The sequence below is a fragment of the Paraburkholderia sp. JHI2823 genome (assembly GCF_038900695.1).
GTDB classification, from domain to species: domain Bacteria; phylum Pseudomonadota; class Gammaproteobacteria; order Burkholderiales; family Burkholderiaceae; genus Paraburkholderia; species Paraburkholderia mimosarum.
This window is the reverse complement of the sequence record NZ_JAYMRY010000011.1, coordinates 165,735-186,843: the sequence shown is the minus strand read 5'-3', so window position 1 is coordinate 186,843 and position 21,109 is coordinate 165,735. Positions and strand designations below refer to the sequence as shown.

At 61.6% G+C, this 21,109-nt stretch carries 21 protein-coding genes and 1 pseudogene; 18 read left to right on the top strand and 4 right to left on the bottom strand.

Annotation, left to right across the window (positions count from 1 at the left end; translation table 11 throughout):
* Window positions 1-80 precede the first annotated feature (80 nt).
* Both VSR34_RS15320 and VSR34_RS15315 read right to left on the bottom strand, forming a co-directional pair.
* A complete protein-coding gene (locus VSR34_RS15320; protein ID WP_051391066.1) occupies window positions 81-1,475 on the bottom strand; it encodes an FAD-binding oxidoreductase in 1,395 nt (464 codons plus the stop codon).
* Window positions 1,472-2,803, bottom strand: coding sequence for an MFS transporter (locus VSR34_RS15315; RefSeq protein ID WP_028231552.1), 1,332 nt, complete (start codon window positions 2,801-2,803; stop codon window positions 1,472-1,474). Before VSR34_RS15315 ends, VSR34_RS15320 begins: the two co-directional genes overlap by 4 nt.
* 120 nt (window positions 2,804-2,923) lie before the next feature.
* Between VSR34_RS15315 and VSR34_RS15310 the strand changes: the two genes are divergently transcribed.
* Window positions 2,924-3,862 carry a LysR family transcriptional regulator gene (locus tag VSR34_RS15310; protein WP_028231551.1) on the top strand — a complete coding sequence of 313 codons (939 nt, stop codon included), beginning with the start codon at window positions 2,924-2,926 and terminating at the stop codon, window positions 3,860-3,862.
* A gap of 482 nt (window positions 3,863-4,344) precedes the next feature.
* Window positions 4,345-5,133, top strand: a complete 789-nt coding sequence (locus VSR34_RS15305; RefSeq protein ID WP_342962833.1) for a carbon-nitrogen hydrolase family protein — start codon at window positions 4,345-4,347, stop codon at window positions 5,131-5,133.
* A gap of 107 nt (window positions 5,134-5,240) precedes the next feature.
* Here the strand turns inward: VSR34_RS15305 and VSR34_RS15300 are convergent, their stop codons facing one another.
* Window positions 5,241-6,053 (bottom strand): methyltransferase, encoded by an 813-nt coding sequence (locus tag VSR34_RS15300; protein WP_342962832.1) that lies wholly within the window; start codon window positions 6,051-6,053, stop codon window positions 5,241-5,243.
* On the opposite strand from VSR34_RS15300, the gene VSR34_RS15295 reads away from it, so the two are divergent.
* The 15 genes from VSR34_RS15295 (at window position 6,046) to dhaK (ending at window position 20,101) form a co-directional block, all read left to right on the top strand.
* Window positions 6,046-6,315 carry a hypothetical protein gene (locus VSR34_RS15295; RefSeq protein ID WP_342962831.1) on the top strand — a complete coding sequence of 90 codons (270 nt, stop codon included), beginning with the start codon at window positions 6,046-6,048 and terminating at the stop codon, window positions 6,313-6,315. The two genes, VSR34_RS15300 and VSR34_RS15295, sit on opposite strands and share 8 nt — an antisense overlap.
* A gap of 197 nt (window positions 6,316-6,512) precedes the next feature.
* Window positions 6,513-7,799, top strand: coding sequence for an MFS transporter (locus tag VSR34_RS15290; RefSeq protein WP_028213841.1), 1,287 nt, complete (start codon window positions 6,513-6,515; stop codon window positions 7,797-7,799).
* A gap of 351 nt (window positions 7,800-8,150) precedes the next feature.
* The gene (locus tag VSR34_RS15285) at window positions 8,151-8,381 is read left to right on the top strand and encodes a hypothetical protein (RefSeq protein WP_028213840.1); all 231 of its coding nucleotides are present in this window, start codon (window positions 8,151-8,153) and stop codon (window positions 8,379-8,381) included.
* A 165-nt stretch (window positions 8,382-8,546) separates the two neighbouring features.
* Entirely contained in the window at window positions 8,547-9,581 is a 1,035-nt protein-coding gene (locus tag VSR34_RS15280) for an aliphatic sulfonate ABC transporter substrate-binding protein (protein WP_342962830.1), read from the top strand.
* A gap of 14 nt (window positions 9,582-9,595) precedes the next feature.
* On the top strand, window positions 9,596-10,507 hold the full coding sequence (locus VSR34_RS15275) for an ABC transporter permease (protein ID WP_342962829.1): 912 nt from the start codon (window positions 9,596-9,598) through the stop codon (window positions 10,505-10,507).
* A complete protein-coding gene (locus VSR34_RS15270; protein WP_042289836.1) occupies window positions 10,504-11,316 on the top strand; it encodes an ABC transporter ATP-binding protein in 813 nt (270 codons plus the stop codon). The genes VSR34_RS15275 and VSR34_RS15270 overlap by 4 nt, the downstream gene beginning before the upstream one ends.
* A 381-nt stretch (window positions 11,317-11,697) precedes the next feature.
* On the top strand, window positions 11,698-12,717 hold the full coding sequence (locus VSR34_RS15265; protein WP_028213837.1) for a LacI family DNA-binding transcriptional regulator: 1,020 nt from the start codon (window positions 11,698-11,700) through the stop codon (window positions 12,715-12,717).
* A gap of 115 nt (window positions 12,718-12,832) precedes the next feature.
* Window positions 12,833-14,164, top strand: a complete 1,332-nt coding sequence (locus tag VSR34_RS15260) for an extracellular solute-binding protein (RefSeq protein ID WP_028213836.1) — start codon at window positions 12,833-12,835, stop codon at window positions 14,162-14,164.
* 72 nt (window positions 14,165-14,236) lie between these two features.
* Window positions 14,237-15,193, top strand: coding sequence for a sugar ABC transporter permease (locus VSR34_RS15255; protein WP_028231547.1), 957 nt, complete (start codon window positions 14,237-14,239; stop codon window positions 15,191-15,193).
* Window positions 15,190-16,143 (top strand): carbohydrate ABC transporter permease, encoded by a 954-nt coding sequence (locus VSR34_RS15250; RefSeq protein ID WP_028213834.1) that lies wholly within the window; start codon window positions 15,190-15,192, stop codon window positions 16,141-16,143. The genes VSR34_RS15255 and VSR34_RS15250 overlap by 4 nt, the downstream gene beginning before the upstream one ends.
* Window positions 16,140-16,334 (top strand): hypothetical protein, encoded by a 195-nt coding sequence (locus tag VSR34_RS15245; protein ID WP_028213833.1) that lies wholly within the window; start codon window positions 16,140-16,142, stop codon window positions 16,332-16,334. Before VSR34_RS15250 ends, VSR34_RS15245 begins: the two co-directional genes overlap by 4 nt.
* Window positions 16,335-16,337: 3 nt before the next feature.
* Entirely contained in the window at window positions 16,338-17,453 is a 1,116-nt protein-coding gene (locus tag VSR34_RS15240; protein ID WP_028231546.1) for an ABC transporter ATP-binding protein, read from the top strand.
* Window positions 17,446-18,465, top strand: coding sequence for an ABC transporter ATP-binding protein (locus VSR34_RS15235; protein WP_028213831.1), 1,020 nt, complete (start codon window positions 17,446-17,448; stop codon window positions 18,463-18,465). The genes VSR34_RS15240 and VSR34_RS15235 overlap by 8 nt, the downstream gene beginning before the upstream one ends.
* Window positions 18,462-19,097 (top strand): dihydroxyacetone kinase subunit DhaL, encoded by a 636-nt coding sequence (dhaL, locus tag VSR34_RS15230; RefSeq protein WP_028213830.1) that lies wholly within the window; start codon window positions 18,462-18,464, stop codon window positions 19,095-19,097. Before VSR34_RS15235 ends, dhaL begins: the two co-directional genes overlap by 4 nt.
* A 14-nt stretch (window positions 19,098-19,111) precedes the next feature.
* Window positions 19,112-20,101 carry a dihydroxyacetone kinase subunit DhaK gene (dhaK, locus tag VSR34_RS15225; protein WP_342962828.1) on the top strand — a complete coding sequence of 330 codons (990 nt, stop codon included), beginning with the start codon at window positions 19,112-19,114 and terminating at the stop codon, window positions 20,099-20,101.
* A gap of 73 nt (window positions 20,102-20,174) precedes the next feature.
* Here dhaK and VSR34_RS15220 read toward each other — a convergent pair.
* Window positions 20,175-20,357: pseudogene (locus VSR34_RS15220) on the bottom strand (epoxide hydrolase); the annotation flags it as partial.
* On the opposite strand from VSR34_RS15220, the gene VSR34_RS15215 reads away from it, so the two are divergent.
* On the top strand, window positions 20,271-20,633 hold the full coding sequence (locus VSR34_RS15215; protein ID WP_342962843.1) for a hypothetical protein: 363 nt from the start codon (window positions 20,271-20,273) through the stop codon (window positions 20,631-20,633). The pseudogene VSR34_RS15220 and the gene VSR34_RS15215 sit on opposite strands and share 87 nt — an antisense overlap.
* The last annotated feature ends 476 nt before the right edge of the window (window positions 20,634-21,109 follow it).

Below are 21,109 nucleotides of genomic sequence, written 5' to 3'. Positions count from 1 at the left end.
CTCCTCAGTGACGGTCACTTTCGACGCGAACGTCGCTCTTTGCCGAGACGATTATCTTCACGTTGCTTCCATTCAGTCTTTCAAAGAATCCGGCCAGCATTGAGCACGCCTGCCGGGTCCAGCAAGTTCTTGATTTCCTGCATCAACGCAATCTCGTCAGCAGAGCGACTATGGTGCAGAAAGTCTCGCTTCACGACCCCGATGCCATGCTCCGCAGAGATCGAGCCACCGACATCAGCGACCGCTCGATAGACCAGGTCTTCAACGCGATGCAGGTCCTCCGCGCTGTCGTGGGGCCCCGAGAGCACATGAAGGTTTCCGTCGCCGATATGTCCAAAGAACAGGTGACGTTGGTGCGGAAACTGCTGCGTGAGTGCTTTGCGCGTCGAGTCGACGAAGCGCTCCATTGCTGCCATCGGAACGCCAACGTCGAATGCGGCGTGCGGCTTGAGATGAGACAGCAACTCGCCGACGGTCTCGCGATAGGCCCAAAGCCGCTGCGCGTCGTCCATCGACTGGGCCACTATGGCGTCGGCGACGAGCCCGCGGTCGAACGCATCCGCGAGAAACGCCTCGAGTTGCTGCCGTTCGCCAGCTTCGTCGGTGCCGAGCGTTTCCATCAATGCATACACCGGCGCAGGCGCGTCGAACGCGGGCCTCAATGTCTGGATCTCGCGCGCGGCGACCATGAAGTCGTCCCACATGACCTCGAATGCGGAGAGGCCCGGCAGTCTCGCGCGCGCGTCGCGAACGAGCCGCGTTGCGGCATCAAACGACGGAAGCGCACAGAGCGCCGTGCATGCGTTCGCAGGCTGGGGGGAAAGCTTGATGACGAGCCTCGTGATCACGCCCAGCGTACCCTCGCTGCCGATGAACAGGTGCTTCAGATCCACGCCCGTCGTGTTCTTCGTGACGCGATTGAGCATGCTGAGCAAACGCCCGTCGGGCAATGCGACTTCGAGGCCGAGCACCATGTCGCGCATCGTGCCGAAGCGGATCACCCGGTTGCCGCCGGCGTTGACGGCCGCGTTGCCGCCGATCTGGCACGAGCCGCGAGCGCCGAGATCGAGCGGGAAATACCAGCCTTCTTCTTCGACGTGTCGCTGCAACTCTTCGAGAATGACGCCTGCCTGCACCGTGGCAGTGCCGCCTATCGTGTCGATTTCCTCGATCGTATCGAGCTTCGATAAAGAAAGCGCAACTTCGCCTTCGCGCGGCGTCGCGCCTCCAGCGAGTCCCGTCAGGCCACCTTGCACGACGACGCGGCGACGAAAACGGCCACATATCTCCAGTGTCACGGCCACCTGCTGCGGTGTGCGCGGAAACACAACGATGCCGGGCGTGCAGCGTGCCGCTTCACTCCAGTCTCCGGCATGGGCCGACGCGACTGACGCATCGCGGACGACCGAAGCGTCGCCGAGTACCGTGGTGAGCGCCGCGACGAATGGGTCAGGCTGATTGATGTTCGGGGTCATTGCGTTGGTCCGATGTTGGATAGCCGATCACGGCCGGCATTGCGCGGTAGCCCAAAAACGATGCCTGCCGACAACAACAGGAACGCCGCGATGACATAAAGCGCGACGTTCGCGCTACCGCTGTGGTCCACGATCCAGCCAATCATGTAGGGGCTGACGAACCCGGCGAGGTTGCCGATGGAGTTGATCAGTGCGATGCCAGCGGCCGCTGCAACTCCACCCAGCAACGAGGTTGGAATGCGCCAGAACACGGGCGCAAGGCACTGCAATCCCATGCATGCAACGGTCAGCGCGGCAAGCGAGACCAATTGCTGCCCGCTATAGAGCGCGGCCACTGCCAGCCCAAGCGCAGCGGCAGCGCAAGGTACAAGGTAATGCCAGCGATGCTCGCCGCTTCGATCTGCGCTGCGCCCGACCGCCAGCATCGCGACGATGCCGAACGCGTATGGAATCGCTGACAACAGGCCGACATTCAGCGTAGAAGCGACGCCCATATGCTTGATGATCGACGGCAACCAGAAACCGAAACCGTACTGTCCCATCGCGGAGCCGAAGTATGCCAATGCCAGCAGCCAAACTGCGGGTCGGCGCAACGCTGCGGGGAGCGATACCGTCTGTTTGGTCTGTGACTCGGCTTCGATGTTCGCAATCAGCCGGGAACGCGCTTCGTCGTCCAGCCACTTCGCGTTGCGGATACTGTCGTCGAGATAGAACAGTGCAACGATGCCGACGATCAGCGACGGTACGCTTTCCATCACGAACAGCCATTGCCATCCGGAGAGGCCGGCCAACCCGTGAAACGTTGACAGAATCCATCCTGAGAGAATGCCGCCGCTTACTCCGGCGATTGGAATCGCCGTCATGAACGTCGCGATCACGCGGCTCCGACGCCTCGCCGGATACCAGTAGGTCAGGTAAAGGATGATTCCTGGAAAGAAGCCCGCTTCCGCAGCGCCGATCAGGAAGCGGACCACATAGAAGGCCGTCGTCGTGTGAACGAATGCCATGAGGCCTGTCAGCACGGCCCACGAAATCATGATCCGGGCGATCCATCGACGTGCGCCGACCCGATGCATGATCAGATTGCTCGGTACCTCGCATACGAAATAGGCGAGAAAGAAGATGCCGGCGCCGAAGCCGTAGACCTGCTCGCTCCAGCCCAGCTCCGAGACCATCTGCAGTTTCGCAAAGGCAATGTTCACGCGGTCCAGGAATGCGATGACGAAGCACAGACAGAGGAACGGCACCAGCCGCCAGGTAACGATCGAGTAAGCGCGTTCTTCGAGCTGTTCCTCCTGCTCGAGGTGCGCGGTGAATGGGTGCGCCACGATGTGTCTCCTGAGTCGGAATAGTCGGTTTTTGTGACGGAAGTTTGCGTCGGGCAATTCAATAAGACAAACGATGATTTCTCGCTTATTATTGAGAAAACCTGTTCAATAGAGGTCGTTGTGTCCGGTGCCCGATTTACGCCAAAGCAACTTGCTGCTTTCCTTACCGTGGCGGACGTCCGCAATTTTGCGCGGGCCGGGGAGCGCCTGAACCTGTCCCCGTCTGCCGTGAGTTTGCTGATTGCGGAACTCGAAGCCGGTGTGGGTTTTCGCTTGTTTGATCGCACCACGCGCAGCGTTGCGCTGGCACCGGCGGGGCGGGAGTTCGTCGTTCACGCGAGGACCGTGTTGAGGAATATCGAACTGGCCCAGGCCGCGGCGGACGATATCCGGAATCGCGCTGCGGGGATCGTTCGGATTGCGGCCCCGCTTGTGATTGCAACGACGATGTTGCCTGTCGCCATGAAGACGTATGGGCAGAGCCATCCCAAGGTGGTTATCCGGATTCGGGATACGGCAGTCGATGATCTCGTCGACATGGTAGCCAATGCAGACGTCGATCTCGCTATCGGGCCGGACCAGGTGGTTGGCGATGACGTGACACGTATGAGTCTGTTCAAGAGCCCGTGGGTGCTTTGGTGCGCCCCGGAGCACGACTTCGCAAAGCGAGCCCGGATTACATGGGGCGATTTGCGAAAGCAACCGCTGGTTGCCGCAGGCCGGGACTACGAACGTAATGTGTCGCTCATGCACACCGGCGCGGCAGACGACGAGCGCATTGCCCCAAGGGACGTGGTCGACAACATCACCACCGCGCTCGGCATCGCAGCGGCCGGCCTGGCGTTGACGCTGGCTCCGGCCTACGTTGGCTTGCTGGCGAGGCCGCTTGGCCTTGTCATGCGCCGCATCGTAGAACCGGAAGTGATGCGTGAGGTGTGCCTCTACCACTCTTCGATCCGCGCAGTCTCCCCGGCAGCCGAAGGATTCCGTCAGCATCTGGTGGACTCGCTGAAAGGGAAAGACAAGCTTGGAATGCAGGGGAGACGTGCGGGCGTTTGACCGTCGGACCCAATGCGTGCCACGAAACGCCATTCGCTCGCGCCAGCGTTCCGGGCGTTATCACGTAGATTCGCCGACGACACATGTGTGCAGAGGACACGCTCGAGCGTCATTTCGCGCGCTTCGAGCACGGCGCGGCGAAAATGGCGTCGCCGTGACCGTATTGCGCACAGTCCGAGAGGATTGACTGTCAACTCGCCTCATTTCGTGGAGCAGCCCTACGGATCGTCGTGCAGGCGCGTGCTGTTAACAGCACGCGCCTGGCCATTCACAACTGCAACGACCACGGTACTGCTGTGGGAACGACCCACTTTTTTTCGCCGCACTGGCAAAATTCAATGTCTGATAAGAAGGGTGCCACGTTGTCGTCGAAACGCCGAGTGCTCGCATTACACACGTCCTGCTCCAAAAATCTGCTTCCGCCATCCTTCTGCACGACGCTGAATTCAATCAGCCAACTAGACACACGACAAGGAGGAAAGATGAAAAGCGCAAGAATCGCGTACGTACAATGGCCCGAGGGCCTGCTGCCGCAGGGTGACGCTTGGGAGCAGATCCGCCGTGCGGTTTCTGCTGCGAACGCGGATCTCCTCGTCACCAACGAAATGCCATTCGGAACATGGCTGCCAGAGCAGCCCCAATACGATGCGGCCGCTGCGCAGCGCTGGGTTGAACTGCATGAGCAGGCCCTGGGTGAACTAAGTCGACTGGATGTCGGCGCGGTGATTTCGTCGCGCCCTGTCTCGTTCGGTGACCGGCTCGCGAACGAGGCGTTCGTGGTCGAAGGCGATCGCTACCGCCCTATACATCACAAAAAATTCTTCCCGCAGGAACCCGGCTTCTTCGAGGAAAGCTGGTTCGTGCGCGGCATGGAGGGTTTTCATTGCGTCGACATTGGCGCCGTCAGGGTCGGTGTGCTGCTCTGCACCGAGCTTTTCTTCAACGAGCATGCGCGCGCATACGGCAAGGCAGGTGCAGACGTAATCGTCGCGCCTCGCGCAAGCGGCACATCGCTGTATCGCTGGAGAACAGCCGGCTCGCTGGCCGCCATCGTGTCGGGGGCCTGCTTCGTCAGTTCGAACCGCCACGGCACTGCGCCACGAGGACAGGTATTCGGCGGCGTCGGCTTCGCCGTGTCGGCTGACGGCCAGCCAATCGGCGAAACATGTGAGGAGACGACGCTCCGCATCGCCACGGTGGATCCTGAGGCTACGCGCGTGCAGAAGCAGGAATACCCGTGCTACGTGCGCGAGTTAGCGCAATCCTCCTGATACGTGAACCAGCTTGCCACACCGGGCTGGCACCCTGCGCACCAGCTACCTACTTGTCAATAGATCAAGAGGTTGTTGCGAAATTAGTGAACAGCGGGCGTGCCCTGCTAAGGCTTGACGAACTTGAGCGTCATTCGATCCGATTCTCCGATCGCGGCATAACGTGCGCGGTCCGCGTCGCCACCCTCGTAGGTCGGTGGCAGCGACCACACGCCATGCGGATAATCCTTCGTGTCCGACGCGTTTTCGTTGATCTCGCTGCGCGCGGCGAGTACGAAGCCGGCCGCCTGCGCGTGCGCGATGACGAAGGCCTCGGTCACGTAGCCAGTATCGATCATCTGCTGCACGCTCGTGCCCGGCCGGGCGCGATGCTCTTCGACGCCGAGTTCGCCACCGGATTTCAGCGCGCCATAGAACGCGCGCAGGTTCGCATCGAGCTGGCCATCCTTGATCCAGTTATGGATGTTGCGAAACGTGAGTACCCGGTCGAATCGCTCATGCGCGTCAAAGCCGGTGAACTCGCCCGCGTGCAAAGTACCGACCACGACATTTCCATAGATCGCCGGGGCGCTCGCGAGCTTGCGCAGATACGCTGCATCGGTTTGACGGTCTTCGGATCTCAGTTCCGCTGAGGTGCTGACATATTGAGCCTCATACAGATGACCGGTGTCATGCAGAAAAGGCGCAAGAATATCCGTGTACCAACCGCTACCCGGTGCGATCTCGAGTACCGTTTGTGCGGGACCGAGGTCGAAGAACTGCAGGGTCTCCTTCGGATGACGATAGACGTCGCGCGCCCTGGCGCGCTCGGCACGCTGCGAACTGCCGATCGCAGCATCGAGGGACGTCGGACCGGGAACAGGTGATTGCGAGGCGTTAGAAGAGGGCGGTGACGGGGCAACGCATCCGCTGATGGCCATCGCGATCAATGTCATGGCGATGGTGATGGCGCGCGGTAGCGAATGCTTCGCCAGTGCCCGGTGGCGGCAGACTGGATTCATTGGAGATACGCAAGTTCAAAGTATGAAACAAGATACGCCTTTCCTTGATGGTTCGCTGGCAGAGCATGGAAGGCTCGACACGGGCGACGGCGGCAAGTGGCGAGGGCCAGGTTTAGGTGTGGTTTATGTGGCAGCTCCGAGCGGCCCTTCAATTTCCTGGAAAGCGGATCGGGAGCGATGACACCGCCCCTATGTGGCCATTCGAGAACGCCATTAGATTGTCGATTTGCATCGGGCACGCTGAAAAAGCCTGTTGGCCGGCGTCTGCCTGGCGGGAGAGGCGGCCAGGGCATATATTTGAATTGTGCAACAGGAGTCGCGCGGCGCTCAAACCAGTTAGCGACCTCAGCGGGACGGCAAACCTGAAGGAGGCCGGCAATGGAGGCAAAATTAACAGGCACAGCACCAACTCAGCGGTCATCCAGGCTGGGTATGGTGCTGCGGGTCACCAGCGGAAATTTCCTTGAGCAGTTCGACTTCTTCCTGTTCGGATTCTATGCCACCTACATCGCCCACACTTTTTTTCCGGCCAACAGCGAGTTCGCCTCGCTGATGCTGACCTTCGCCGCGTTCGGCGCCGGTTTCCTGATGCGTCCGCTCGGCGCCATCATGCTGGGCGCCTATATAGATAGGGTCGGGCGCCGCAAAGGCCTGATCGTCACGCTGTCGATCATGGCCAGCGGCACCATCCTGATCGCGCTGGTACCCGGCTATGCCGCCATCGGCCTGCTGGCCCCGCTCCTGGTCCTGATGGGCCGCCTGTTGCAGGGTTTTTCCGCCGGCGCCGAACTGGGTGGCGTATCGGTCTACCTCGCCGAGATGGCTACGCCGGGACACAAGGGCTTCTATACGGCCTGGCAGTCGGCGAGCCAGCAGGTGGCCATCGTAGTGGCCGCTGCGCTGGGCTACGCACTCAACGCTTATCTGACGGCGCAGCAGGTGGGCGCCTGGGGCTGGCGCATCCCCTTCCTGATCGGCTGCATTATTGTGCCCTTTCTGTTCGTGCTGCGCCGCTCGCTGCAGGAGACCGCGGAATTCAGCCAGCGCCGTCATCATCCGGCCACCAGCGAGGTCTTCCAGTCGATGTTGGTCAACTGGCGAACCGTGATCGCCGGCATGATGCTGGTGGCAATGACCACGACCACCTTTTACCTGATCACGGTCTACACGCCTACGTTTGGCAAGACCGTGCTCAAGCTAAGCACTGCCGATGCACTGATCGTCACGTTGTGCGTCGGCATCTCCAACTTCATCTGGCTGCCGATCGGCGGCGCGCTGTCTGACCGAATCGGCCGCCGCCCGATCCTGCTGACGATCACCGTGCTGGCACTGTTCTCGTCCTGGCCGGCGCTGTCCTGGCTGGCGGCCGCGCCCAGCTTCGGGCGCATGTTGCTGGTGCTGCAGTTGCTCTCATTCTTCTTCGGCATGTACAACGGCGCGATGGTGGTGGCACTCACTGAGGTGATGCCAGTGGAAGTGCGGGTGGCGGGCTTCTCGCTTGCGTACAGCCTGGCCACCGCCCTGTTCGGTGGCTTCACGCCGGCGATCTCGACGTACCTGATAGAGGCCACCGGCGACAAGGCAGCACCCGGCTTCTGGATGGGGTTCGCCGCTGCATGCGGGCTGGTGGCGACATTGGTGTTGTATCGGAAGCGGCGCAGCTGAGCGCCCTGAGTTGACGCCAACTCTGACCTTGTCCTTTGGTGCCGTGGAACGAAGCGACACAGAATTATTTCGGATCGCTAATTTGGAATCGAGACCTCTCTGGCATTGGTGATCGCGCCGTCACGAGGTCGGGGTGGGGAGCATCAGGCGACAGCTGTATTGCGTGTCAGTTTTTGGCGGAAACATCTGGCAGCGAAATAGCCGTACGATAGCGCGCGCTCGGCGCCAATGCGCATCGTGATGACGAAATGATGCTCATGCTGATTTGCTAACGCCAAAGCATTCTTTGGCGCCGCGCGCTTCTTGCACCAGGATGAAGTGCTGCGGACGCTCGTGTCCGCGAGTGTCTTTATGGGAACCTTCATGCGATACAAGGGATACAACGTCGAACCGTCCGCCCATGCGTTGCCGAGCGGACTGTATGCGGCGAACCTGACGATCGGGAACGGGTCGTCGGCGACTGGATCGTCGTTTTCTTTCGAAGCGATCGATTATTTTTTCGAGGCCGATCACGCCATTGCGTATGCCTCCCGCTGGGCTCGGCTATGGATCGACCAGCGCGGCAAACCGGCTGCGTGTTGACGCGGCGGCCGTCTCTTCGCGCGAGGATATTCTTTGCGCATCTTTCGATCTGACTGATTCTTGGTTCCGCTTTGCGGCAGGGCTTTCTATGCTGGCAGGCTCGACGGGTATGCCGCGTGGCGCACGCGGCTCCTCACGCTACAAGCCAAAAAAAGAGGAAAGCACATGCAGAACCAATCGACGAAGACGCCGCTGCGGCGGCATATCGGCCAGTCGCTGCGCGCCTGGCGCAAGCTGGCCGCACTGTGGCTGCTCGCGGCGGTTGCAGCGCCGGCAGGGGCCGCCGCCGCCGCGCCTGCGGAACTCAAGATCGACTACGCGTACTACTCGCCGGAAAGCCTGGTGATCAAACGCAATGGCTGGCTCGAGCAGGAGTTCGCGCCGGATCACACGCAGGTGCGCTGGGTGTTGAGCCTCGGCAGCAATCGCGCACTGGAGTATCTGAATAGCGGCGCGATCGATATCGGCTCGACCGCCGGCCTCGCGGCCGTGCTCGGCAAGGCGAACGGCAATCCGATCAAGACCGTGTATATCTTTTCGCGCCCGGAGTGGACGGCGCTGGTGGTGCGCAAGGATTCGCCGCTGAAGTCGCTCGCCGACCTGAAGGGCAAGAAGATTGCCGCCACGAAGGGCACCGATCCCTACCTCTTCACGCTGCGTGCGCTGCATACGGTGGGCCTGACGAAGGATGACGTCGAGATCGTCAATCTCCAGCATCCGGATGGCCGCACCGCACTGGTCAACGGTCAGGTCGATGCGTGGGCCGGGCTCGATCCCCACATGGCTGCCGCGGAAGTCGACAACGGCGCGCGGCTGCTGTACCGCAACGTCAATTTCAACACATGGGGTTTCCTGAACGTGCGCGACGCGTTCCTGAAGCAGTACCCGGACACCGTAACGCGCGTGCTCAAGGTGTATGAGCATGCAAGAGAGTGGATCGGCGCGCACCCCGAAGAGGCGGCGCAAATCGTCTCCGAAGACTCGAAGGTGTCGCTCGCCGTTGCCAGGCTGCAACTGAGCCGCAACGACTTCAGTCACCCTCGACCGGGCGCGGAACAGATCAAGGCGCTGGAAGCTGCCGCGCCTATCCTGGTTCAGGAGCAACTGGTCAAGCCGGGCACCGATCTGAACCAGGTGATCGAATCGCTGATCGATGCGCAGGCGTCGCAGCCGGCGCTCGCGTCGGCTCAACGTCAGTAACCACGCGGGCTGACATGGCAGTCGAAGAAGCGGCCGCGCGCTCGCTGGCGGAATCCGACGCGATCGGGGCAAGGCGAAGGACAGGGGCTTTCGCGCAAGGCGACACACCACGCACCAATGTGCCGGCGCAGGAAGCGGGCGCCCAGGCAGAGCGCGCGCCGCGCGCCTGGCGCATGGCGGGCGCGCTGCTGCCGGTCGTATTCCTGTGCGTCGTGGAAGTTCTCGTGCGTGCCCGGGTCTTGCCGGACAATCTCGTGCCCGCGCCTTCGGAAATTGCGCAGGCGCTCTGGCAGCTCGGCGGCGAAACCTTGCTCAAGCACATCGTCCAGAGCACGGCGCGCGTGGCGGCCGGGTTCGCCTGCGGCGCGCTGCTCGCGGTGGTCGTCGGCGCGGGGATGGGCTTGAGCCGCCGGCTCGACGCACTGCTCGATCCGAGTTTTCAGGCGCTGCGCGCAATTCCTTCGCTCGCGTGGGTGCCCGTGTTGCTGCTGTGGATGGGGATCGACGAAGCGCCAAAAATCTCGCTCGTCGCGATTGGCGCATTCTTTCCCGTGCATTTGAGCGTACTCTCTGGAGTCCGAAACGTCGACCGGAAGCTCGTGGAGCTAGGCGCGGTCTATCGATTGTCTTCGTGGCGGTTATTCGTGCGGATCCTGTTGCCCGCTGCGTTGCCGCATGTTTTCACGGGGCTGCGCACGGGGCTGGCAGTCTCGTGGATGTTCGTCGTCGCGGCCGAGCTGATCGCCGCCACGCGTGGCCTTGGCTATCTCCTGAGCGATGGCCGCGAGACGGGCCGACCCGATATCGTCTTTGGCGCCATCATCCTGCTCGGATTGCTCGGCAAGTTGACGGACAGCGCAATGAAGGCACTCGAGGCGCACGTGCTGGCCTGGCGCGATACGAGTGTCGAGGGGGCGCGCACATGATCGCGGCTTCGTCGATCAGCGCGGCGCGCGATCCGCAACCTCCGCGCCCGCCCCTCGTCGATATCGACATCCGCTACAAGCGCTACGGCGTCCGGCCGATTCTCGACAGCCTGCGGCTCACGCTCGCGCCCGGAGAGATCGTGGCGCTGCTCGGCCCGAGCGGCTGCGGGAAAAGCACACTGCTGCGCATTGCAGCGGGGCTGGATCGCGATTACGCGGGCACGGTTGCCTACAACGGCGAAGTGCAGCGCGGGCCGTCACCGCTGGCAGGGGTGATCTTTCAGGAGCCGCGCCTGTTGCCATGGCTGCGGGTGGCAGAGAACGTGTGCTTTCCGCAACGCGCACGCGGCGACGCGCTAGCACGCGCGAGGTCTCTGCTCGATGAGGTCGGGTTGCGTGCAGAAGACGGCGCGCTATGGCCCAAGCATCTGTCGGGCGGCATGGCTCAGCGCGTGGCGATTGCGCGCGGGTTGTTCACGCAGCCGCAACTGCTGTTGCTCGACGAGCCGTTCAGCGCCGTCGACGCGATGACGCGCATGCGCCTTCAGGACTTGCTGCTCGCCATCGTGGACGCCCATCGAACGGCCGCGCTCGTCGTCACGCACGATATCGACGAGGCGCTGCATCTGGCCGACCGGATCGTGTTGCTGGAGCCTGCCGGCGGAGCGCGGGCAAGACCTGCCAGCCGCATTATCGAAGTCGGCGGCGCGCGTCCGCGCCAGCGTGAGGACACGGCCCGCTCGGCATGGCGCAGGATCTTGCTCGAGGGGCTGGAAACTCACGTTCAAGCTTCGCAAGCTAAAGCTTAGGCAAAACTTGTGATGCGAGGCATGCTTTCGGGGTTCAGCGGGAGCATGTCATCCATGCCTCTCGCGCAGGCCTGAATAGCAGCGCCCGCAATTCGATACGGTGTCGCGCCGCCGCTTCCAGGGAACAGGTGGGATCTTCGAACGTGGCGTGAGCGGTGAGCCGCGCCCCTCGGCTATGCCACGCAGGTTCTCGCGCCGGTTCCCGGGGTGCGGCTGGTCGGCCCCGCTGCCGCGCGAACTTGATCGCTTCCATAAAGTGCTTTGCGGCGATTTCGTCTTCAAAATTGACGCATTTAACGCGTCAAAAAAGCTTGCATTTCGCGTGCAAAAAACTATCTTGGGTTAACAAAACGATTCTTCGCCTGGCACCGGAGGAGACTCATGCCGGCTACACGTATGATGATTGCGCGTCGAGCTGGCGTGAGCGTGGCCACGGTCGATCGTGTGCTGCGCGACGATCAGGGGGTTCGTCCGGAGACAGCCGACCGCGTCCATCTCGCGCTGGCCGCGTTGCGTGACGAACGCGCAAGCCGCGGCCGGCCGGCGAAAACCACGTCATTCCGGGTCGCTTTCGTCTTACCGCAAATCAACTCCCGCTTTCTCGATCAGGTCGAGCGCGATATTGCGCTGTCCGCCAGCTTCTTTCGGGAGCATCGTCTCGTCCCGTCGTTCTATCGTTGCGACCTCTCCAGCCAGCGCGACGCAACATCGCTCGCACAGCAATTGATCGACTATGACGCGCTCGTGCTCGTGCCGCTCGACTACCCCTGGGTCGAGCGAATGATCCAGGACGTGACCGATGCGAATGTGCCCGTCGTGACGGTCTTTTCCGATTTACCGTCGAGTGCGCGGGCTGCGTATGTCGGCGTCGATAACCGGATGGCAGGAAGAACCGCGGGTCTGCTGATGGGACGCTTCGTGGGCGCGCGCATCGGCACGGTCGCGGTGCTGTCGGCGTCGTCGCGTTTGCACGATCAGCTCGAGCGTCGTACGGGCTTCTCCCAGGTTCTCGAGGAAGACTTTCGCAACCTGCGCTGGCTGACCGAGCCCGACTTCGCCGAGGACGACGACAGCGCCGGTCTCGCTGTGCAAGGGCTGATGGCGGGGCACCCCGATCTGGTCGGCGTGTATGTGACGGGTGGTGGCATTTCCGGCATCGCCTCGACGTTGCAGGAATCGGGCGACAAGACGCGCGTCGTGCTGATCGGCCACGAGTGCACGGCCGACACGCGGGCGCAACTGTCGGAGCGGGCGATCGACGTCATCCTCGATCAGGACGTGCGCGGCATCGTCCACTGCGCGGGGCTCGCCGCTATCAATTTACTGAACGACGTGCGCGGCGTGCTCGCCATTCCGACGCCCGAAACCCGTATTTATCTTCGTGAGAATGCGCATGCCTGAAGCTCGCGACACGCGGACAGCTCGCTGAGTCTGCCAGAGCGCTAAATACAGCGTCCGGCGCATGGGCGCTGTCTGTCATCAGGTTCGAGACCCGACGGAGACAAGGAGAAGAGACATGGTACGTCTTACGACAGCAAGGGTAATCGCGGCGCTGCTGGCGTCGCTGGGGCTGAGCTTCGGATCGGCGGCGCACGCGCAGGGCAAGCAGTTGACGTTATGTTGGGCTGCTTGGGACCCCGCCAATGCGCTCGTCGAATTGTCGAAAGACTTTACGGCGAAAACCGGCATTGCGATGAAATTCGAGTTCGTGCCGTGGACGAGCTACGCAGACCGCTTTATCAATGAACTCAATTCGCACGGGAAACTTTGCGACCTCATCATCGGAGACAGTCAGTGGATTGGTGGTGCCGCGGTCAATGGGCACTACGTGAAGCTCAATGACTTCTTCGACAAGAACAAGATATCGATGAACGATTTCGTGCCGGCGACCGTCGTCGGCTACTCGGAATGGCCAAAGAACACGCCGAATTATTGGGCGCTGCCCGCAATGGCGGACGCCGTCGGCTGGACGTATCGCAAGGACTGGTTTGCAAGGCCCGAACTGCGCGCGGAGTTCAAACAGAAGTACAAGCGCGAACTCGAACCGCCCACTACGATGGACGAGCTCAAGCAGACAGCCGAGTTCTTCCAGGGCCGAAAGATCGACGGAAAAACCGTGTATGGCGTGTATATCTTCACGGAGCGCGGTTCGGAAGGGATCACGATGGGCGTGACCAACATGCTCTATAACTTCGGCTTTGAATACGAGGACCCGAAGAAGCCGTATCGCCTGGACGGCTTTGTGAATTCGCCAGGCGCCATCAAGGGGCTCGAATTCTATAAGGCGCTTTACAAGTGTTGCACGGCGCCCGGCATGACGAACGCCTACATGCAGGAAGGACTCGATGCGTTCAAGTCTGGCCAGGTCGCGATGCAGATGAACTGGTTTGCCTTCTTCCCCGGACTGTACAAGGACCCGAATGTCGGCGGCGACAAGATTGGCTTCTTCGTCAATCCAAAGGAAACGAAACAGTTCACCCAGCTCGGCGGGCAAGGCATTTCCGTCGTGTCGTACTCGGACCACAAGGCTGACGCGCTCGAATACATCAAGTGGTTTGCGCAGCCCGATGTGCAGAAGAAGTGGTGGCAACTCGGCGGCTACTCGGCGGCGAAGTCAGTGGTCGATGCGCCGGACTTTCCGAAGAGCGCGCCATTTGCGCCTGCATTCCTGAAGTCGATGGCGATCGTCAAAGACTTCTGGGCCGAGCCTGCGTATGCCGAGTTGCTGCTCGACATGCAAAAGCGCGTGCACGACTATGTGGTTGCCGATAAAGGCTCCTCGAAAGAAGCGCTCGATCTGCTCGTCAAGGACTGGAACAAGGTCTTCAAGGCTGAAGGGAAGAACTAGCGTCCCCGCACATGAACGCGCGGAGCGGCAAGCCGATCAATCTTGCCGGTCCGCGACAACAAGGAGTCAGGCATGTTGGCAAACAAGCCTTTTCCTCCGGAAGGGTTGCAGACGCAAGCGCAGACGCGCGCTGCCGCGCGCCTGCGCGGGCTGTCGGACCGGACGATCGCGTGGCTGTTCATTCTTCCGACTATCGTGCTGCTGCTCGCCATCAACATCTTTCCGTTGATCTGGGCATTGCGGCTGTCGTTCACGAACTTCAAGTCGAACATGCCGAGCGTGCCCGCGCGCAATGTCGGCATCGACAATTACACAGACATACTCACCGACGAAGACATCTGGTACGCCATGCAGGTGACGGCGCGCTTCGTATTCTGGTCGGTCGGGCTCGAAGTGCTGCTCGGTTTCGGGCTCGCGCTGCTGATCAACCGGCAGTTCCGCGGCCATAGCTTCTGGACCACGCTGATTCTGCTGCCGATGATGCTTTCGCCCGCTGTGGTCGGCAACTTCTGGACCTTCCTGCTTCAGCCGCAAACAGGACTTTTCAACCACATCGTGAGCTTTTTCACGGGCATTGCGCCGAACTCGTTTCAGATGATCGGCGACGTGCCTCTCGCGCCGTGGACCATCGTGATGGTCGATACGTGGATGTGGACGCCGTACGTGATGCTGATCTGTCTCGCGGGATTGCGTTCGATTCCGGACTACATCTACGAAGCGGCCGAAGTGGACCGTGCTTCGCCGTGGCGGCAATTCTGGTCGATCACATTGCCGATGACCCTGCCGTTCCTGATGCTTGCGATCCTCTTTCGCGGTATCGAGAACTTCAAGATGTTCGACATGGTGAACCTGCTGACATCAGGCGGCCCGGGCTCGGTAACGGAAACTGTGTCGATCACGCTCAAGCGCGCTGCATTCGAGAAGTGGCAGACGGGGTACTCGTCCGCACTGGCGATCATCCTGTTCGTGGTGGTCTTCGGCGCGGCGAATATCTATGTGAAGGCGCTCAACCGGGTGAAACAGCGATGACAGACCTTGCACTTCAACAGTCGGTGGTGGCGGCATCGCCGCGCAGCAAGACGTTCGCCGCCTTCATCGTAATCGCCTACGCACTGATTGCGGCGCTGCCGATCGTATGGATCATCCTCACGAGCTTCAAGACGCAGGAAGACGCGGTTGCCTATCCGCCCGTCGTGGTTTTCCACCCGTCGATGGAGGGCTATGTGAATCTGTTCACGATCCGCTCGCGGCAGACGCCCGAGTTCATCGCAAGCTTGCCGCCCGCTCAGACGTGGTATGACCGCGATGTGCGCAAGCGCAATATGGTGATTGCGGGGCCGTCGAAGGTCTTGCCGCGCTTCGTCAATTCGCTCGTGATCGGCTTCGGCTCGACCTTCCTTGCGGTTTTTCTCGGCACGTTGGCAGCCTATGCGTTCTCGCGCTTCAGGATCCCGCTTGCCGACGACTTGCTGTTTTTCATCCTGTCCACGCGGATGATGCCGCCAATCGCGGTCGCGATTCCCATCTATCTGATGTATCGCGCCATCGGCCTCTCCGATAGCTACCTCGGCATGATCGTGCTCTATACGGCTGTGAACGTGTCGCTCGCGGTGTGGCTGCTCAAAGGATTCATGGACGAAATCCCGCGCGAATATGAGGAAGCCGCCCTCGTCGACGGATATACGCGGTTGCAGGCCTTCGTCAAGGTCGTGCTGCCTCAGGCGATCACGGGTATTGCCGCGACGGCCATTTTCTGTCTGATCTTTGCATGGAACGAGTACGCGTTCGCATTGCTGCTGACGAGCGGCGATGCACAGACGATGCCGCCGTTCATTCCGTTCATCATTGGCGAGGGCGGACAGGACTGGCCGGCCGTCGCGGCCGCCACGACGCTGTTCGTTCTGCCCATCCTGATCTTTACCGTTGTACTGCGCAAGCATCTGTTGCGCGGGATCACCTTCGGAGCAGTGCGCAAATGAAAGCTCAACCCGCCATGCCGCGCCGCCGCCTGTTCCGACGGCGTTACTGTGAGGGGGCATCGACCGTGCTTATCGGCCTCGGCATTGCGATGCTCGTCCAGCCATTCACGGTCGGTCTCTACACCTGGTCGTTTCCCGTGATTCTGGTGGGTGCGCTGGCTTTCGTCGTGACCAGTCACTTCCCGGAGTGAGCCATGTCGACGATCGTTCTCTCCAACCTTCATAAACGCTTCGGCGCCTTCACTGCGGTGCATGATACGAATCTCACCGTGAGCAACGGCCGCTTCGTCGTGCTGCTCGGACCGTCCGGCTGCGGCAAAACGACGACGTTGCGCATGATTGCCGGGCTCGAACTGCCGACCTCGGGCCAGATTCTGATCGACGGCGAAGATGTGACGGGATTGCGCGCGCGTCAACGCGACATTGCGTTTGTGTTCCAGATGTTCGCGCTCTATCCGCATATGACTGTGCGCAACAACATCGCCTTTCCGCTGAAGAACGAAGGCATTTCGCGCCGCGAGATTGCGGCGCGCGTCGATGCGGCCGCGCATATGCTGCGCATCGAAAGTCTGCTGGACCGAAAGACGGGGGGACTGTCGGGCGGCGATCGCCAACGCGTCGCCTTGGGCCGCGCCATTGTCCGGCATCCGAAGGCTTTTCTGATGGACGAGCCGCTGGGCACGCTCGACGCGGATTTCCGCGAACTGATGTGCCTTGAGTTGCGCAAGCTGCACAATGCGCTCAACGCAACGACGGTCTACGTGACGCACGACCAACGCGAAGCGATGGCGATGGCCGACGACATCGTTGTGATGAGCGGCGGCGAGGTGCTCCAATCCGCGTCCCCGCATGAGGTCTATCACTTTCCAGCGACCGTGTTCGTTGGGAGCTTTATCGGCAGCCCGCCGATGAATTTTCTGGCCGTGGACGGCGGCGTCGAAGCGGGCGTGGAATCGGTCTCGCTCGGCGGTGTCGCCGTGTCCGTGCCGCGCACAGCTGCATCCGCCGCGAAAGCGCTGCTTGGCGTGCGGCCCGAGCACGTCGTGATCGACGAGCGCAGTGCGTTGCGTGGACGCGTGATCGCCGACGAGTATCTGGGCTCGCATCAGATTCTGGTCGTCGAAACGGCGCTCGGCGTGGTGCGCGTGCGGGTTGGCAAGGAAGAAGGACGAGCGGCGGGCGCGCAGGTCGGGTTGTCGTTTCACAAAGAGCGCACGCTGATCTACGACGCATCGAGCGGCGTGCTGCTGCCCGGCGCTGCGCGGCAGATGGCCGTCAACGGACGCGGCAACGGAGGTGCTTATGTCTGAGATTCGCCTGCATGGGGTGACGAAGCGATTCGGCGATATCGTCGCGGTGGATGATGTGTCGATCGACGTGAAAGAGGGCGAGTTTGTCGTATTGCTCGGGCCGAGCGGCGCGGGCAAGACCACGACGTTGCGTCTCATCGCTGGTCTCGAACGCCCCGACGAAGGCGAGATATTCATCGACGGTGCCGCCGCGACGGACATGCATCCGGCGGACCGGGACGTCGCCTTCGTCTTTCAGCAGTATTCGCTGTACCCGCATCTGACGGTGTTTGGCAACCTGGCGTTTCCACTGCGCTCCCCGCGGCGGCGCGTGAGCGAGGCGGAAGTCACCGCGCGCGTGCAGATGGTCGCGCAGATGCTGCATATCGAGTCGAAACTTGGCAATCTGGCGACGCATCTGTCGGGCGGCGAGATGCAGCGCGTCGCCATCGGACGCGCGCTAGTGCGTCAGCCCAAGGTGTTTCTGATGGATGAGCCGCTGTCGTCGCTCGATGCGAAGTTGCGCGAGGAGATGCGGATCGAACTGAAGCGCCTGCATCGCACGATCGGCGCGACGATCATCTACGTGACGCACGACCAGGTCGAAGCGACCACGCTTGCGGATCGCATCGGCATACTCGAACAAGGACGCATCGTGCAGATGGGGGCGCCGCGTGATGTGTATGGCAATCCCGCTTCGCTAGGCGCTGCGCAACGTCTCGGCTCGCCGCCCATCAACCTGCTGCCGCCCGTGTTGTTCGAGCCTTCCACGATGCCGGCGGGCACGTCGACGGTCGCGATCCGGCCTGAAGACATCGTGCTGCACGCACCTGATACGCGCGACGTGCTCAATCTTCGCGTGCTCGAATATTCACCGCTGCGACATCTGCTGATCATGGAGCGCGAAGGCACCGCCATCGTCGCGACGACGATGACCGAGCGCAATTTCACGCCTGGGCAAACAGTCGGCGTGTCGCTGCCCCCGCGCAGCCTTCTCTATTTCCGCTCCGACGGCAGGAGGATTCCGGCATGAACGGAAAAACGGTCATGGCGTGCATCGAGGCTGCGCATGCGACGCTAAAGATACACACGGACGAGATCGCCGCGCTCGATCAGCAGATCGGCGATGGCGATCATATCTTCAACCTGTTGCGGGGCGTCGATGCGCTGCTTGCGATGCGCGCCAATATCGAGGCCGAGGCGTTTTCGCCCGCGCTGGAGCAGGCCGCCTCCAAATTGCTGTCGACGGTGGGCGGTTCATCGGGGCCGCTGTTTTTTTCGTTGCTGCATGGCATGGCAAAGGCGGCGCAGAACGCGGACACCATGCGTGTGGAGGACGCGGCGCGGATCTTCGCTGCGGGTGTCGACGCCGTAGCCCAGCGCGGCAAGGCCGGCATCGGCAGCAAGACGATGATGGACGTGCTCATCCCTGTCGCGTCACGCTTCGTGGAACTAGCCGACGGGAGTGCGGCGCCCGAGGCCGTGCTCGACGCGCTGCCGCTGACGGCCGAAGAGGGCATGCGCGCGACGCGTGACATGCTCGCGACCAAGGGGCGCGCGTCGTTTCTCGGCGAGCGTGCACGCGGACACATCGATCCCGGCGCACGGTCGAGCCAGTTGATGATCAGTGCGATTTGCGCGCGGCTCGCGCAAGACAGAGAGTGAAAGGAGCGCAGGCCATGAAAAAATTTATCAACCATGTCGACGACTTTTTAACTGAGAGCCTTACTGGATTCGCCGCCGCGCACGGTGATCTCGTCGTGCTCGACAACGAACCTGTGTTCGTGCGGCGCAAGACGCTCAAGCCTGGCAAGGTTGCGCTCGTCTCGGGCGGCGGCTCGGGACACGAGCCTTTGCATATCGGCTTCGTCGGGTACGGGATGCTGGATGCCGCGTGCCCCGGCCAGGTATTCACTTCGCCGACGCCCGATCAGATGATGGCAGCCGCCAAGGCCGTCGATACAGGCGCGGGGACGCTCTTCATCGTGAAGAATTATTCCGGCGATCTGATGAACTTCGAAATGGCGTCCGAGATGTCGGAGTTGCCGAATGCGATGGTGTTGATCAACGACGATGTCGCCGTCGAGAACTCCAGTTATACAACGGGGCGGCGCGGCGTCGCGGGTGCCGTGATCGTTGAGAAGCTGGTGGGCAGTCTGGCCGAGAGCGGCGCCGATCTCGAACAATGCAAGGCGTTCGGCGACCGGATCAACAAGCGTACGGCGTCGATGGGCGTCGCGTTTTCGAGTTGCACGGTGCCCGCAGCGGGCACGCTGACGTTCAAGATCGGCGACGATGAAATCGAGGTCGGCGTCGGCATTCATGGCGAGCCGGGGCGGCGTCGCGCGCGCTTCGCCGCAGCCGATGCGATCGCGGCAGAGCTGCTGACGGCGATCATCGCCGATTTGAAGCCGGGGAACGGCTCCGAGTTGCTGGTCTTGATCAATGGACTGGGCGGAACGCCGCTCGGGGAACTGTATCTGTTGTTCAACTCCACACGCTCGTGGCTGCACCAGCGCGGTCTCGCGGTCGCGCGCGTGCAGGTCGGATCGCTTACGACGTCGCTGGAGATGGCCGGCGCGTCGATCACCTTGTGCGTGCTGGATGACGAAATGAAGCGGCATTGGGATAGCCCGGTCCACACGCCATCGCTCAGATGGGGAATGTAGCCCGTCGCCACCTGGCCGTCAGAGTCGCGCACGCGCGGCAGCGGAACCGCGCGCGGAGACAGGGTTTGGAAGCCTAACGCAGCGACTGGAAGCTCGCGCGAACCTCGTCCACGAATGTTTGCGGTTGCTCCCAGGCCGAAAAGTGGCCTCCTTTGGGCAGGCGGTTGTAATGAATCAGTTTGGGATACGCCTGCTCTGCCCAGCTTCGTGGGGCGGCATACAGTTCGTCCGGAAAGACGCTGACGGCAACCGGAATGGTGCGGCAGCCAGGGGCCGCCAGCGCGCCGCTGATCGCACGCAGAACAGCGAGCAAGCGAAGAGCGCCGAGCAGAAGCAGGCGACGCACCAGGCTAACACTGCCGGTCAGACGCGGGCGAAGGACCTGGAGAAGACGCAGGACGCAAACAAGGCACGGAGCAGGGAGCACACGAACGTGCGGGAGATCGCTCCGGCTGGCCACCGGAAAGCGCGCACCGACCAGCAGAAGAGGCCGGAAAGAACCCGCGACAAGGGCTGGCTACGTGAGCTTTAGACGCCGACCGCGGCACGAGTCCGAAATCCTTACGCGAGAACCGTGGGGCGGCGTCGCCCACGGTTGAGAAGCAAGTCCGCTCCCACCTTGCTCGCAGCATCCGGCCCGGTCGACGTCAACCGAATTGCAATTAAGCAGCTTCGCTCATCCTTGTTTCGGCACAAAACCCGCCGATTTATTCAGGATGATTTAAGAACATATATACGCCGAATACCTATCATTTCGGTACCAGGTGTTATTCGTTCCATTGTTTCACTGATGCGGAAATTCCCTTATCCAGCATAGTCATGGGTTGAGCCGTAAGGTGTGACTGCAGTTTGGTATCTGCGCTACCAATATCTCATAAGTAATCTTTCGTTGTGCGATCCATTGCGCATGAGGACGGGTAAGAATGGCACGCCGCGCGATATTTCGACAGCGGCTATTCCATCAGCACAGTTGACAAGGAATCCTGTTTGCGCCACTGTAGATCGCCG

What these genes read in the sequence shown, in the direction of transcription:
- VSR34_RS15215 (WP_342962843.1), top strand. Translation starts at nt 20,271, where the DNA reads ATGAATCAGTTTGGGATACGCCTGCTCTGCCCAGCTTCGTGGGGCGGC.
- VSR34_RS15275 (WP_342962829.1), top strand. Translation starts at nt 9,596, where the DNA reads ATGGCAGTCGAAGAAGCGGCCGCGCGCTCGCTGGCGGAATCCGACGCG.
- VSR34_RS15240 (WP_028231546.1), top strand. Translation starts at nt 16,338, where the DNA reads ATGTCGACGATCGTTCTCTCCAACCTTCATAAACGCTTCGGCGCCTTC.
- VSR34_RS15250 (WP_028213834.1), top strand. Translation starts at nt 15,190, where the DNA reads ATGACAGACCTTGCACTTCAACAGTCGGTGGTGGCGGCATCGCCGCGC.
- dhaL (WP_028213830.1), top strand. Translation starts at nt 18,462, where the DNA reads ATGAACGGAAAAACGGTCATGGCGTGCATCGAGGCTGCGCATGCGACG.
- VSR34_RS15305 (WP_342962833.1), top strand. Translation starts at nt 4,345, where the DNA reads ATGAAAAGCGCAAGAATCGCGTACGTACAATGGCCCGAGGGCCTGCTG.
- VSR34_RS15285 (WP_028213840.1), top strand. Translation starts at nt 8,151, where the DNA reads ATGGGAACCTTCATGCGATACAAGGGATACAACGTCGAACCGTCCGCC.
- VSR34_RS15255 (WP_028231547.1), top strand. Translation starts at nt 14,237, where the DNA reads ATGTTGGCAAACAAGCCTTTTCCTCCGGAAGGGTTGCAGACGCAAGCG.
- VSR34_RS15280 (WP_342962830.1), top strand. Translation starts at nt 8,547, where the DNA reads ATGCAGAACCAATCGACGAAGACGCCGCTGCGGCGGCATATCGGCCAG.
- VSR34_RS15260 (WP_028213836.1), top strand. Translation starts at nt 12,833, where the DNA reads ATGGTACGTCTTACGACAGCAAGGGTAATCGCGGCGCTGCTGGCGTCG.
- VSR34_RS15290 (WP_028213841.1), top strand. Translation starts at nt 6,513, where the DNA reads ATGGAGGCAAAATTAACAGGCACAGCACCAACTCAGCGGTCATCCAGG.
- VSR34_RS15320 (WP_051391066.1), bottom strand. Translation starts at nt 1,475, where the DNA reads ATGACCCCGAACATCAATCAGCCTGACCCATTCGTCGCGGCGCTCACC.
- VSR34_RS15270 (WP_042289836.1), top strand. Translation starts at nt 10,504, where the DNA reads ATGATCGCGGCTTCGTCGATCAGCGCGGCGCGCGATCCGCAACCTCCG.
- VSR34_RS15295 (WP_342962831.1), top strand. Translation starts at nt 6,046, where the DNA reads ATGGCCATCGCGATCAATGTCATGGCGATGGTGATGGCGCGCGGTAGC.
- VSR34_RS15245 (WP_028213833.1), top strand. Translation starts at nt 16,140, where the DNA reads ATGAAAGCTCAACCCGCCATGCCGCGCCGCCGCCTGTTCCGACGGCGT.
- VSR34_RS15265 (WP_028213837.1), top strand. Translation starts at nt 11,698, where the DNA reads ATGCCGGCTACACGTATGATGATTGCGCGTCGAGCTGGCGTGAGCGTG.
- VSR34_RS15300 (WP_342962832.1), bottom strand. Translation starts at nt 6,053, where the DNA reads ATGGCCATCAGCGGATGCGTTGCCCCGTCACCGCCCTCTTCTAACGCC.
- VSR34_RS15235 (WP_028213831.1), top strand. Translation starts at nt 17,446, where the DNA reads ATGTCTGAGATTCGCCTGCATGGGGTGACGAAGCGATTCGGCGATATC.
- dhaK (WP_342962828.1), top strand. Translation starts at nt 19,112, where the DNA reads ATGAAAAAATTTATCAACCATGTCGACGACTTTTTAACTGAGAGCCTT.